The sequence below is a fragment of the Mesorhizobium sp. L103C119B0 genome (genome assembly GCF_000502235.1).
In the GTDB taxonomy this organism is placed as follows: Bacteria; Pseudomonadota; Alphaproteobacteria; order Rhizobiales; family Rhizobiaceae; genus Mesorhizobium.
The window spans coordinates 37,225-50,271 of the sequence record NZ_AYXE01000004.1; the positions used below are offsets into that span (position 1 = coordinate 37,225).

The 13,047-nt window shown below is 61.5% G+C and carries 13 protein-coding genes; 8 read left to right on the forward strand and 5 right to left on the reverse strand.

Annotation, left to right across the window (positions count from 1 at the left end):
• Positions 1-107: 107 nt before the first annotated feature.
• Entirely contained in the window at positions 108-1,388 is a 1,281-nt protein-coding gene (locus X728_RS158485; RefSeq protein ID WP_023693295.1) for an O-acetylhomoserine aminocarboxypropyltransferase, read from the forward strand.
• Between the two features lie 255 nt (positions 1,389-1,643).
• Entirely contained in the window at positions 1,644-1,991 is a 348-nt protein-coding gene (locus tag X728_RS158480) for a cupin domain-containing protein (protein ID WP_023693296.1), read from the forward strand.
• A 20-nt stretch (positions 1,992-2,011) separates the two neighbouring features.
• On the opposite strand, the gene X728_RS01000000166520 is transcribed toward X728_RS158480, so the two are convergent.
• The 4 genes from X728_RS01000000166520 to X728_RS158470 all read right to left on the reverse strand — a co-directional run bounded on the left by X728_RS01000000166520 (position 2,012) and on the right by X728_RS158470 (position 4,690).
• Positions 2,012-2,539, reverse strand: coding sequence for a transporter substrate-binding domain-containing protein (locus X728_RS01000000166520; protein WP_280790547.1), 528 nt, complete (start codon positions 2,537-2,539; stop codon positions 2,012-2,014).
• Positions 2,424-2,726 (reverse strand): transporter substrate-binding domain-containing protein, encoded by a 303-nt coding sequence (locus X728_RS1000000172065; protein WP_348625504.1) that lies wholly within the window; start codon positions 2,724-2,726, stop codon positions 2,424-2,426. The genes X728_RS01000000166520 and X728_RS1000000172065 overlap by 116 nt, the downstream gene beginning before the upstream one ends.
• Positions 2,727-2,744: 18 nt before the next feature.
• Positions 2,745-3,992: a cytochrome P450 gene (locus X728_RS158475; protein WP_023693297.1), complete on the reverse strand. Its 1,248-nt coding sequence runs from the start codon at positions 3,990-3,992 to the stop codon at positions 2,745-2,747.
• A 107-nt stretch (positions 3,993-4,099) separates the two neighbouring features.
• Positions 4,100-4,690, reverse strand: coding sequence for a hypothetical protein (locus X728_RS158470; protein ID WP_023831022.1), 591 nt, complete (start codon positions 4,688-4,690; stop codon positions 4,100-4,102).
• Between the two features lie 309 nt (positions 4,691-4,999).
• On the opposite strand from X728_RS158470, the gene clpP reads away from it, so the two are divergent.
• The 4 genes from clpP (at position 5,000) to X728_RS158450 (ending at position 10,353) form a co-directional block, all read left to right on the forward strand.
• Positions 5,000-5,629, forward strand: a complete 630-nt coding sequence (gene clpP, locus X728_RS158465) for an ATP-dependent Clp endopeptidase proteolytic subunit ClpP (RefSeq protein ID WP_023682306.1) — start codon at positions 5,000-5,002, stop codon at positions 5,627-5,629.
• Positions 5,630-5,924: 295 nt separating this feature from the next.
• On the forward strand, positions 5,925-7,199 hold the full coding sequence (gene clpX / locus X728_RS158460) for an ATP-dependent Clp protease ATP-binding subunit ClpX (RefSeq protein ID WP_023831023.1): 1,275 nt from the start codon (positions 5,925-5,927) through the stop codon (positions 7,197-7,199).
• A gap of 273 nt (positions 7,200-7,472) precedes the next feature.
• Positions 7,473-9,884, forward strand: a complete 2,412-nt coding sequence (gene lon, locus X728_RS158455; protein ID WP_023682304.1) for an endopeptidase La — start codon at positions 7,473-7,475, stop codon at positions 9,882-9,884.
• A gap of 196 nt (positions 9,885-10,080) precedes the next feature.
• Positions 10,081-10,353 carry an HU family DNA-binding protein gene (locus X728_RS158450; protein ID WP_023669423.1) on the forward strand — a complete coding sequence of 91 codons (273 nt, stop codon included), beginning with the start codon at positions 10,081-10,083 and terminating at the stop codon, positions 10,351-10,353.
• Between the two features lie 90 nt (positions 10,354-10,443).
• On the opposite strand, the gene X728_RS158445 is transcribed toward X728_RS158450, so the two are convergent.
• Positions 10,444-11,466, reverse strand: coding sequence for an aldo/keto reductase (locus tag X728_RS158445; RefSeq protein ID WP_023669424.1), 1,023 nt, complete (start codon positions 11,464-11,466; stop codon positions 10,444-10,446).
• Positions 11,467-11,649: 183 nt separating this feature from the next.
• Here X728_RS158445 and X728_RS158440 point away from each other — a divergent pair, with 183 nt between their 5' ends.
• Both X728_RS158440 and X728_RS158435 read left to right on the forward strand, forming a co-directional pair.
• Complete coding sequence (locus tag X728_RS158440; protein ID WP_023821099.1) at positions 11,650-12,216, forward strand: SIS domain-containing protein; 567 nt, start codon at positions 11,650-11,652, stop codon at positions 12,214-12,216.
• A gap of 3 nt (positions 12,217-12,219) precedes the next feature.
• The gene (locus tag X728_RS158435) at positions 12,220-12,963 is read left to right on the forward strand and encodes a creatininase family protein (protein ID WP_023821098.1); all 744 of its coding nucleotides are present in this window, start codon (positions 12,220-12,222) and stop codon (positions 12,961-12,963) included.
• The last annotated feature ends 84 nt before the right edge of the window (positions 12,964-13,047 follow it).

The following is a 13,047-nucleotide window of genomic DNA, read 5'->3' on the forward strand; positions in this document are numbered from 1 at the left end:
TGAGCGGCTTGCAATCAAGGTGGGACTGGCCGACTTTGCGACCACCATTCATCGCTCACCATTGACCATTTCATCATTCACACGTTTACCGCTCAGGGAGGTTTTCGATGACCCGCACGCCCGGTTTCAACACGCTCGCCGTCCATGCCGGCGCCAAGCCCGACCCGGCGACGGGCGCACGCGCCACGCCGATCTACCAGACGACCTCCTTTGTGTTCGACGATGCCGACCATGCCGCCTCGCTGTTCGGGCTGAAGGCCTTCGGCAACATCTACACCCGCATCATGAACCCGACCCAGGCGGTGCTGGAAGAGCGGATCGCGGCGCTCGAAGGCGGCACGGCTGCACTTGCCGTTGCTTCCGGCCATGCCGCACAGGTGATCGTGTTCCACAATCTCATGCGGCCTGGCGATAATTTCGTCGCCGCCACAAGGCTTTACGGTGGTTCGATCAATCAGTTCGGCCATGCCTTCAAGAATTTCGGCTGGGAGGTGCGTTGGGCCGACACCAACGACGTCTCCACCTTCGAAAGCCAGATAGACGACAAGACCAAGGCGATCTTCATCGAGAGCCTGGCCAATCCCGGCGGCACCTTCGTCGACATAGAGAAAATCGGCGACATCGCCCGCAAGCACGGCTTGCCGCTCATCGTCGACAACACGCTGGCCTCGCCCTATCTGGTGCGGCCGATCGAGCATGGCGCCGACATCGTCGTCCATTCGCTGACCAAGTTCATCGGCGGCCACGGCAATTCGATCGGCGGCGCCATCGTCGATGGCGGCACGTTCGACTGGTCGAAATCCGGCAAATATCCGATGCTGTCGGAGCCGCGCCCCGAATATGGCGGCCTTGTCCTGCACGAAACCTTCGGCAATTTCGCTTTCGCCATCGCCGCGCGCGTGCTTGGCCTGCGTGACATCGGCCCGGCGATTTCGCCGTTCAATGCCTTCCTGATCCTGACCGGGCTGGAGACCTTGCCACTCAGGATGCAGCGCCATTGCGACAATGCGATCACCGTAGCCGGCTGGCTGTCCAACCACCCCAAGGTCGCCTGGGTCAACTATCCCGGCCTGCCCAGCGACAAGAACAACGCGCTGCAGAAGAAATACTCGCCGCAAGGCGCCGGTGCTGTCTTCACCTTCGGCCTGAAGGGCGGCTACGACGCAGGCATCAAGTTCGTCGAGGCGCTCGAACTGTTCTCGCACCTCGCCAATGTCGGCGATACCAAGTCGCTGGTCATCCATCCGGCCTCGACCACGCATCGCCAGCTTTCCGACGAGCAGAAGGTCAAGGCGGGTGCCGGACCGGACACGGTCCGGCTTTCCGTCGGCATCGAGGATGTCAACGACATCGTCGCCGATCTGGAACAGGCTTTGACCAAGGTTTGATTTTTTGAGTGAGTAGTGAGTAGTGATTAGTGAGTAGTGAGTAGTGAGTAGTGAGTAGTGAGTAGTGAGTAGTGAGTAGTGAGTAGTGAGTAGTGAGTAGTGAGTAGTGAGTAGTAGTCGGTATTCACTAGTTAGCAGTGATTAGTGATCAGCCACCCGCTCGAGGGAGCGCTTTCCGCTCACTACTCACTAGTCACTACTCACTGCACTACTCACTGCACTACTCACTACTCACTAATCTGTTGGAGGCAAACCCTGTCCGCGCATTACTTGGCAATATCGACCGACAGCGTCGACGCCGAACATGGCGCCCCGGCGCCGGATCGTCTGATTGCGGGCGATCCGAAGTTCCGCACCTGGAATGTCGAGGAGCGCGATGGCCGCCTCTATGCCGGCATCTGGGAAGCGACGCCGGGCAAATGGCGCATCGAATATGACGAATGGGAGTTCTGCCACATCCTGTCCGGCGTCTCGGTGGTTGCCGAGGATGGCGGCGAGGCGCGCACGGTCCGGGCCGGCGACAGCTTCGTGCTCAGGCCAGGCTTCAGGGGCAGCTGGGAAGTGCTTGAAACGACCCGCAAGGAGTATGTGGTCAAGCTCTGATCTCGCGGCGCGCTTGGACTTCACAAAAGCCGATCGATGTCAGTGTCGGAAAAGCCGTATCCGCTCATCATCTCCCTGTGCCAGGGACTGCCAAGCAAATCACTGAGGCATAAGTCGACGCGCTGGAGCAGGGTGGCACTGCCTTTGGCGAGAGCGAAAGCGCCGGGCGCTGGCTGTTTTTCGACTGCCGGGACGTCGACGACGTCGAGAGGCGCGTCGGGTCGCCGGCTCAGATAGCCGCGATGCGCGAGCGCTACACTCGCATAGGCATGCACCACGCCGGCCGCGACGGCGTTAGCTGCTTCGGCCTGGGTGGCAAATATCCTTAGCCGTTCGGGCTGAATAGCGTTTTGCAGGGCCGTCCGGTGCTGGATCTGGCCCGATATGACGCCGATCAGCGCCGTCCGATCATTGGCGACGGACCGATAGCCATCAAAGGCGCGGGGATTGTCTTTCGCGACCAGCAATCCATCCGCCAGCATCCAGATCGGCCTTGTGAAGTCGACCAGCTTCCGGCGGTCTTCGGAAATGAACAGGCCGGTGGTCATGTCCCACCCCTTCGGCAAGCCCAGGCAGCAGCTCGGCAAACTCGGTCTCGATGGGCAAAAGTTCCAGCCCGAGCGTCAGGCAGACCCTCTTGGCCAGTTGGGCATCGCTGCCGCCCAGACGTCCCGATCCGTCGATAAAGCAGAAGGGTGGTTCCTGTAGAAAGGCGAATCTCATTTTCTCGGGCATGCGTCGGCTCCGCCGTCCTCACAAGCTCACAGTGAGCTTTTCCAGCCCATGGAAATGATAGGTGTCGCGGAAGCGCGGCTGCTCCGCAAGATGGAGTTGCGGCTGCCGCTCGAACAGGGTTTTCAGCGACACCTGCAACTCCAGCCGCGCCAGCGGCGCACCGATGCAGAAATGGATACCGGCGCCGAACGAGACATTCTTCTGGTCTAGTCGGCCGGGCCGGAAGGCGCCAGGTTCGGCAAAGGCAAGCGGATCATGATTGGCCATGCCGAGCAGCAGGCCGACCGTCTCGCCCGGTTGTACGACAACCCCCGATGTCACCTCGACCTCCTGATAGGCGTAGCGGGTGAACATGTGCAGCGGCGCGTCGAAGCGCAGGCACTCCTCGACCGTTGCAGCGGTTGCTTCCGGCGAGGTGAAGAAACGGCCGGGGTCGCCGCCTTGCGCCAGCAACGTGCGCACGGCGTTGCCGGTTTGATGGACGGTCGCCTCGTGGCCTGCATTGAGCAACAGGATGGCAGACGAGACCAACTCGTCTTCCGACAGCTTCTGGCCATCCTCTTGTGCCGCGATCAGCAGCGATAGCAGGTCGTCGCCAGGCTTCTTCCGCCGCTCGGTGACATAGCCGCGCAAAAAGTCGGAAAAATCGTGCGCGGCGCGATTGGCCGCTTCCTCGGTCTCGCGCGTCCGGCCATGCATGTACATGGCCACCATCCGGTGCGACCAGTCGAGCAGTTGCGGCCCCATTTCGACCGGCACACCGAGCATTTCGGCAATGATGGTGATCGGCAAAGGTGCGGCGAAGCTGGGCAATAGATCGACCTGGCGCGGTTCGAAACGGTCGATCAGCTCATTGGCCAGCGCCTCCACGCGCGGCCGCAGCCGCTCGACCTGGCGCGAGACGAAGGCGCGGTTGACCAGGGTTCTGAGCCTGGTGTGCACCGGCGGCTCCAGCTCCAGCATCGAATTGCTCTCGATGCCGTCGAAAGCGGCCAAATGCGAGCGATCCTCGCCGATGCCGCGGCTGTCGGGAATGCCGGCCGGGTTCTGGCGACCGAAGCGGCGGTCGCGCAACAGCCGGTTGACGTCGTCGAAGCCGCCAAAGCACCAAAAGCCGAATTCCTCCCAGAAGAAGGCATTCGATGCGCCATGCAGGACGGCATAGGCGTCGTAGGGGTTCTGGAAAAACGCCGGTTCGTGCGGATCGAGCCGCAGGCGGCGCGTGGCTGGATCAAAGGCGAGGTAGGGCGGCATGGATGTGGTCATGCCAGACCATTACCGCGGCTTGCCGGCTTGGTGCCAGACCGGATGTTGGCACCCGACGGCCCTATGGATTGAGCCAACCGAGGCGGACCTCGGCGAAGTACCGAAGTCTAATCCTCGCAATGCCTGGCAATATGCACGCGGCGCCAGCTGGTCGAGCCTTCCTGCACCACCACCCGGCGCGCCATCCTCTGGTATGACGGCGCTATCTGGGTGACGTGCCGCCGCTCGGGCCGCACCAGCACTTCATGGGCGACGCTCTCATATTCGGCCGGCAGCACAAGCCGGCGGGTGCGCTCCGGTTCAACCACCACCGTTTCGGCCACACGCGCGTAGCGGGCCTTGCGCCACACCTTGCACAGCACCTTGCGGCCGTGGATGACGCGCCATTCCCAGGCATAGCCGCCATCGTCGACCTGGACCGTGCGGTAAACGGTGCGGGTTCTCGCCGGTACGATGTCATAGGTGACTCGGGGCGGCGCGATCTGCTCGACGCGCTCCATGGTGCCATAGATCGGCGGATCATAGTCGACCAACTGCCCGCCGGGACTGACCATGACGTCTTCATAGACGGTGTCATAGAGCGCCGGCCTGTGCACCGGCTCATAGCATTCGGCGGCCCGGCCGCCGGCAACCGCATCGGACACCATGCCGAGACCGGCAAGGCCGGAGATGGCGAGGCAAGCAGTTTTCCTGATCATGGCACTCCCCTGTTTGAACCCGAAACGTGAGGTTCAATGTTGAATTGTAGGGGAAGGTTCTCCGGGGGAAAGCGGTTTCGCCGCATTTCGTTAAGCGACGCGGTTAAGGAATTGCTACACCGCAAAAACGCCGCTGGCCGCGTTCGGACTTTCCCTTGCGCGGAAACCTTGATTCGACTTAACCAGATGGCTAGGAGGAGGCGGCCTTGCGCTAGGGTGAGCCGGCATCCTATTTACATTCTAACCGTCAAGAACCGATTCTGCCCGATGTTCCGGCGCCGGAATCCCCATCTCCAAAAAGGGTAGTCCATGAAGAACCCCGTCGAAACCTACATGAACCTCGTTCCGATGGTGGTCGAGCAGACCAATCGCGGCGAGCGGGCCTACGACATTTTCTCGCGCCTGCTGAAAGAGCGCATCATTTTCATCACCGGCCCGGTCGAAGACGGTATGGCGACGCTGGTTTGTGCACAGCTTTTGTTCCTCGAGGCCGAGAACCCGAAGAAAGAGATCAATCTCTACATCAACTCGCCGGGCGGCGTGGTGACCTCGGGCATGGCGATCTACGACACCATGCAGTTCATCAAGCCGGCGGTGTCGACGCTGTGCATCGGCCAGGCGGCGTCGATGGGCTCGCTGCTTCTGACCGCCGGCCACAAGGACATGCGTTTTGCCACGCCGAACGCCCGTATCATGGTTCACCAGCCTTCCGGCGGTTTCCAGGGCCAGGCCTCCGACATCGAGCGGCACGCGCAGGACATCATCAAGCTGAAGCGCCGCCTCAACGAGGTCTACGTCAAACACACCGGTAAGAGCTACGAAGACATTGAAAAGACGCTTGACCGCGACCATTTCATGACAGCCGACGAAGCCAAGGATTTCGGCCTCATCGACAAGGTCATTTCGTCGCGCGAGCCGGTCGAAGGCGCTGCGGCATAAGCGCTGCATGGCAGTTGCGTGGCTGGATAACGCGCTTTTGCTGGGATTTGCGGCATTTCGGCCACAATTGGCTGTTCCCTCGGTGGATGGGATTGCCTACGTTAAGGCTATGTTGATTTTCGACGGCTTAGCTTTGTGCAGGGTTGGCGCGAATCATTGCGACGTTTTCTGATTTGTGTTTCGTACGGAATGCGTTGCGGGAGCCGGGACACTGGCGGCGGCGAATTCCCGCGATAGATAGAATATGCGCCCTTTCAGCCAGACCATCGGCGGGCGGCCATGAAAGGACAGGAAAATGAGCAAAGTCGGCAACAACAGCGGTGATTCGAAGAACACGCTTTATTGCTCGTTTTGCGGCAAAAGCCAGCACGAGGTGCGCAAGCTGATCGCCGGCCCAACGGTGTTCATCTGCGACGAGTGCGTAGAGCTGTGCATGGACATCATCCGCGAGGAGAACAAGACCTCGATGGTGAAGTCGCGCGAGGGCGTGCCGACCCCGCAGGAGATCCTGAAGGTTCTCGACGACTATGTCATCGGCCAGCCCTACGCCAAGCGCGTGCTGTCGGTGGCTGTCCACAACCACTACAAGCGCCTGGCGCATGCCGGCAAGAACAACGACGTCGAATTGGCGAAGTCCAACATCCTGCTGATCGGCCCGACCGGCTGCGGCAAGACGCTGCTTGCCCAGACGCTGGCCCGCATCATCGACGTGCCCTTCACCATGGCCGACGCGACGACGCTGACCGAAGCCGGTTACGTCGGCGAGGACGTCGAAAACATCATCCTGAAGCTGCTGCAGTCGGCCGACTACAATGTCGAGCGCGCCCAGCGCGGCATCGTCTACATCGATGAAATCGACAAGATTTCGCGCAAGTCCGACAACCCATCGATCACCCGCGACGTGTCGGGCGAGGGTGTGCAGCAGGCGCTTCTGAAGATCATGGAAGGCACCGTTGCCTCCGTGCCGCCGCAGGGCGGCCGCAAGCATCCGCAGCAGGAGTTCCTGCAGGTCGACACCGCCAACATCCTGTTCATCTGCGGCGGCGCCTTCGCCGGGCTGGACAAGATCATCTCGGATCGCGGCAGGAAGACTTCCATCGGCTTCGGCGCCATCGTCGCTTCGCCCGAGGATCGCCGCACCGGTGACGTGTTCCGCCTGGTCGAGCCCGAGGATCTCTTGAAGTTCGGCCTCATCCCCGAGTTTGTCGGCCGTCTGCCGGTCCTGGCGACGCTGGAAGACCTCGACGAGCCGGCGCTGATGCAGATCCTGACCGAGCCGAAAAACGCGCTGGTCAAGCAGTATCAGCGGCTGTTCGAGATGGAGAGTGTCGACCTGACCTTCCATGAGAATGCGCTGTCGGCGATCGCCAAGCGCGCCATCGAGCGCAAGACCGGCGCCCGTGGCCTCCGCTCGATCATGGAAGCGATCCTGCTCGACACCATGTTCGAACTGCCCGCCCTGGAAGGCGTGCGCGAAGTGGTGATTTCGGAAGAAGTGGTGACCGGCAGCGCCCGGCCGCTCTACATCTATTCCGAGCAGAAGGAAAAGAAGGGCAACGTCAGCGCCTGATCTGGCATCTGGCCTAACCTTTTTATGGAACGGCGCCCGCGGGGCGCCGTTTTGCTGTGGTGAGGTACCGATCCTTGTGACGGAGTGGATGAACGAACGTGTCGACCCTTGATCTTTGCCCCTCGTGCATCCAACTAACATCGGAAGGCCGTGGTGCCGAATTCTGTGCTGTAAAACTCCCGTCACAAACGGTGGTAGGCGGAACGATCCTCGGTCGTTAATATGAGATTCGCGGTTGGCTCGATTAGCGGCCGCGACATGAAAGGTTGGACAATGGCCAAAATATCCAAGGCTCCCAGCGACGGCGTCTTCGCAGTCCTCCCACTGCGCGACATCGTGGTGTTCCCGCACATGATCGTTCCGCTCTTTGTCGGGCGTGAAAAGTCGATCAAGGCGCTGGAAGAGGTTATGGGTCAGGAAAAGCAGATCCTGCTTGCCACCCAGATGAATGCCGCCGATGACGATCCCGAGCCCGATGCGATCTTCGACATCGGCACGCTCGCCAATGTGCTGCAATTGCTGAAGCTGCCCGACGGCACCGTCAAGGTGCTGGTCGAAGGCGCGTCGCGTGCCAAGATCGTCTCGTTCACCGACCGTCCGGACTTCCACGAAGCTACCGCCACGGCGCTGGTCGAGCCGGAGGAGGAAGAGGTCGAGGTCGAGGCGCTCGCCCGTTCGGTCGTCACCGACTTCGAAAACTACGTCAAGCTGAACAAGAAGATCTCGCCTGAAGTGGTGGGCGCCGCCAGCCAGATCGACGACTATTCCAAGCTCGCCGATACGGTTGCTTCGCACCTCGCCATCAAGATCCCCGAGAAGCAGGAGATGCTGGCCACGCTGTCCGTCAAGGAACGGCTGGAAAAGGCGATGGGCTTCATGGAAGCCGAAATCTCCGTCCTGCAGGTGGAGAAGCGCATCCGCTCGCGCGTCAAGCGCCAGATGGAGAAGACGCAGCGCGAATATTACCTCAACGAGCAGATGAAGGCGATCCAGAAGGAGCTCGGCGAAGGCGAGGACGGCCGCGACGAGGCCGCCGAGATCGAGGCGCGCATCAAGAAGACCAAGCTCTCCAAGGAGGCCCGCGAAAAGGCGGAAGCCGAGTTGAAGAAGCTGCGGACGATGTCGCCGATGTCGGCGGAATCGACCGTCGTGCGCAACTACCTCGACTGGATCCTGTCGATCCCGTGGGGCAAGAACTCCAAGGTCAAGCAGGACCTGGCGTTTGCGCAGAACGTGCTCGACACCGATCATTTCGGCCTCGACAAGGTCAAGGACCGCATCGTCGAGTATCTCGCCGTGCAAAGCCGCCAGAAGAAGCTGAAGGGGCCGATCCTGTGCCTCGTCGGCCCTCCCGGCGTCGGCAAGACCTCGCTCGGCAAGTCGATCGCCAAGGCGACCGGCCGCGAGTTCATCCGCATGGCGCTTGGCGGCGTGCGTGACGAGGCCGAGATCCGTGGCCACCGCCGCACCTATATCGGCTCGATGCCCGGCAAGGTCATCCAGTCGATGAAGAAGGCCAAGAAGTCCAACCCGCTCTTCCTGCTCGACGAGATCGACAAGATGGGCCAGGACTTCCGTGGCGATCCGTCATCGGCTTTGCTCGAGGTGCTCGATCCCGAGCAGAACTCGACGTTCATGGACCATTACCTCGAGGTCGAATACGACCTATCGAGCGTGATGTTCGTGACGACGGCGAACACACTGAACATCCCTGCGCCCCTGATGGACCGCATGGAGATCATCCGTATCGCCGGCTACACCGAGGACGAGAAGATCGAGATCGCCAAGCGTCACCTGATGCCCAAGGTGATCCGCGATCATGCCCTGCAGCCGAAGGAATTCTCCGTCGGCGAGGACGCGATCCGCGGCATCATCCAGACCTACACCCGTGAAGCGGGCGTCAGAAGCCTGGAGCGCGAGCTGATGAAGCTCGGGCGCAAGGCGGTGACCGAGATCCTGAAGACGAAGAAGAAGACGGTGAGCATCACGGCGGCGAACCTCGCCGATTACCTCGGTGTTCCGCGCTTCCGCTTCGGCCAGGTCGAGGCTGACGATCAGGTCGGTGTCGTCACCGGTCTTGCCTGGACGGAAGTCGGCGGCGAGCTGCTGACGGTCGAAGGCGTCATGATGCCCGGCAAGGGCCGCATGACGGTGACCGGCAATCTGCGCGACGTGATGAAGGAATCGATCTCGGCGGCGGCCTCTTATGTCCGCTCGCGGGCCATCGATTTCGGCATCGAGCCGCCGCTGTTCGACAAGCGTGACATCCACGTCCACTTGCCCGAAGGCGCCACGCCGAAGGACGGTCCGTCTGCAGGTGCTGCCATGGCGACGGCCATCGTATCTGTCATGACTGGTATTCCGGTCCGGGCCGATGTGGCGATGACTGGCGAGATAACGCTTCGCGGCCGCATCTTGCCGATCGGCGGCCTCAAGGAGAAACTGCTCGCCGCACTGCGCGGCGGCATCAAGAAGGTGCTGATCCCGGAAGACAACGCCAAGGATCTGGCGGAGATACCGGACAATGTGAAGAACGGTATGGAGATCATTCCGGTCTCACGTGTCGGCGAGGTTCTGAGGCACGCGCTGGTGCGCATGCCGGAGCCAATCGAGTGGGTCGAGCCAGTCAATCCGCCGGCTTCCACCGATACCGTTGACGATGCTGGAAAGTCGCTTGCACATTAGAAACTACTAAAGTTGCAGTGCACAAAGAGAGAGCCGGGCCTTGAGCCCGGCTTTTTCATGTGAAAAACCCACCATTTCCGGGCTTTTTTCAACTTTTTTCCGGCTTTTTGACTTGGGTTTGCGAGCGCTTCTTTCTAAAGTCCCTCTCCTGCCGGATGAGTCGAAAGTTCCGGTTTTCTCATGGAAGGGAATTTTTATGAACAAGAACGAACTGGTTTCCGCTGTCGCTGAATCCGCGAGCATTTCGAAGGGTGACGCACAGTCGGCGGTTGAGGCGGTGTTCTCCGTCATCACTGGCGAACTGAAGAAGGGCGGCGATGTACGGCTCGTCGGCTTCGGAAATTTCACCGTCTCCAAGCGTGCGGCATCGACTGGCCGCAACCCGCAGACTGGCGCGGAAGTGAAGATTCCGGCGCGTACCGTGCCGAAGTTCTCGGCCGGCAAAGGCCTCAAGGACGCGGTCAACTAAAAATTTTTCAGAGAATGTTGAAAAGCCGGGTTCGCCCGGCTTTTCTTTTGCCTCGATCGCGGCAGGCCGTCAGCCCGCTGAGGCGAGCCTTCAGCCCACCGGCGCATCCGCGCGCATCAGGCCTTCCTGCTTGAGGTCCGCCCACAGCGCCGCAGGCAGCTTGGCATCGAGCAGGGCGCGGTTGCTTTCGACTTCACTCGGCCGCTGGCCGCCGGGGATGACCGACACCACGGAAGGGTGCAGCAGCGGAAACTGCAGCGCCGCCTCGATCAGCCTGACGCCATGGCGCTGGCAGACGGCCTCGATGCGCCCGACGCGATCCATGATGTCCCTTGGCGCCTCGGAGTAATTGTAATAGGCGCCTGGCTTCGGCCCGGTCGCCAGGATGCCGGAATTGTAAGGACCGCCGAGAACGATGCCGATGCCGCGTTGCTCACAGAGCGGCAGGAAGGTGGCAAGCGCTTCCTGTTCCAGCAGCGTGTAGCGCCCGGCCAGCAGGAACAGGTCGAAGTCGCCACGCTCCGCCAGCGTCTGGCAAACCTCCCATTCGTTGATGCCGCCGCCGAAGGCCTTGATCACGCCCTGGTCGCGCAGCGCAACCAGTCCGTTGTAGCCCGAGGCCATGAATTCCTCGATGCGCTGGTCTGACGCCTCCTTGCTGCCATGGGTGAAGATGTCGAGGTCATGGACGAAAAGGATGTCGATGCGGTCGACGCCAAGCCGTTCCAGCGACGCCTCGAACGAGCGCATGACGCCGTCGTAGCTGTAGTCGTAGACCTCCTTGCGCGTCGGTGTGTCGAAGAACTTGCCGATGCCGGTTCGTTCCTCCGGCGGGCAGGCGCGCAACAGGCGACCGACCTTGCTCGACAGCACATAATCGTCGCGCTTCCTGCCGCGCAGGAAGGCATTGAGCCGTGTTTCGGCAAGGCCCAGGCCATAGAGCGGCGCGGTGTCGTAGTAACGGCAGCCGGTCGCCCACGCCGCCTCCAGCGTCGCGTTGGCATCCGCGTCGGGGACGGCGCGGTAAAGGTTGCCGAGCGGCGCGCTGCCGAAGCCAAGCTCGGTGAAGTCGAGGCCGCCATTGCCGATGCGGTCGAAATGCCGTGTCTTCATGTCGTGCTGATTTCCTGGATTGATTGTCTGACATGACACTATCACGCCGCTGGCTCAGCAAAAGCCGCCATGGCCGTTGGACAGGCATTTTCCCGATGATAGCATGAACAAAAACAAGCCTTTTCCGAAAGCGCGCAACCGGAAATCACCGGCCACAAACCCGGCCCGACAGATGGGACTCTCATGGCGAATGCCGGCTCGGATATGTTTTCGACCGCCCTGCAAGAGCTGGGCGCCGTACTGGCGCGCGTCGACGAAGCCGGCATCGACATCGCCTGCGAAACCCTGGCCCGCGCGCAAAAGATCGGCGTCTATGGCTGCGGCCGCGAAGCGTTGCAGCTCAAGGGTTTCGCCATGCGCCTCTATCACCTTGGGCTTGAGGTGTCGGTGGTCGGCGACATGAACACGCCACCGCTTGGCGCAGCCGATGTCTTCCTGGTCAGTTCCGGCCCGGGCGAGACGACGACGGTGCTCACCTTGATGCAAGTCGCCCGCCAGGCCGGCGCCACCGTGCTTTTGCTCACCGCCGAGGCAGGCAGCAGTGCGGTCGCGCTTGCCGACTTCACCTTGCTGATCCCGGCGCAGACCATGGCGCGTGACCAAGGGCCGCAAAAGACATCGCTGCTGCCGATGGGCTCGGTCTTCGAAGGGGCGCTGTTCCTGCTGTTCGAGGTCATGGTGCTGAAGCTCAAGGCGCTGACCGGCCAGTCGTCCGAGGCCATGCGCGCCCGCCACACCAACATGGAATAGATCATGCGCTACGAACTGATGCTGCCGCACCAGATCCGCAAGGCGATCGCCGAGAACTGGCCGGTCGCTCTCCCGCTCGGCGTGCTCGAATATCACGGCGAGCACATGGCCGTCGGCATGGACACGCTGGCCGTCGTCAAGACGCTGGAGCTCTACGAGAAGGAGGCCGACGTCGTCATCCTGCCGGCTTTCTACTACGGTGCGGCGAGCTATGTGGTGGCAGCACCCGAAGGCAACGGCTCGGTGCAGGTCGGCGGCAACCAGCTGGCGCCGTTCGCCGAAGAATTGTTCTACAGCCTGCTGCGCATCGGCTTTCGTAACATCAACGCCATCATCCACCACCAGACCGAGAACTTTGCCGCCGGCATGCCGACCGATCTCGCCTTCAAGGCCGCCGGCCGCCAGGCGATCTTCCGCTTCCTCGAGAAGCAGCGCGGCGAGGGCTGGTGGGGCTCAGACGAGATGGCCGATTATTATTCCGGGCACGCCGCCGGCGAGAATTTCTTCAACTGGGTGCAGGTGCACCCGCTAATGTCGGCTGCCATGAACGGGAAGTATCCGTTCGATCACGCCGGTGTTGGCGAGACATCATTGATGCTGGCACTGTGTCCGGAAGCGGTCGATGCCGGGCGTTTTGGCGAGAATACCGCGTGGTATACGGCCAGTGCGCCGGAGGCCTCGGCGGAGCTGGGGCGAAAGGGTGTGGCGATGATCATGGATCACCTGAGGGCGATATTGGGGCGCTAGCAGACAAAGTCGCTCTGTAGCGATCCTTCACACCCCCCTCTGTCCTGCCGGACATCTCCCCCGCAAGGGGGGAGATCAGATGTC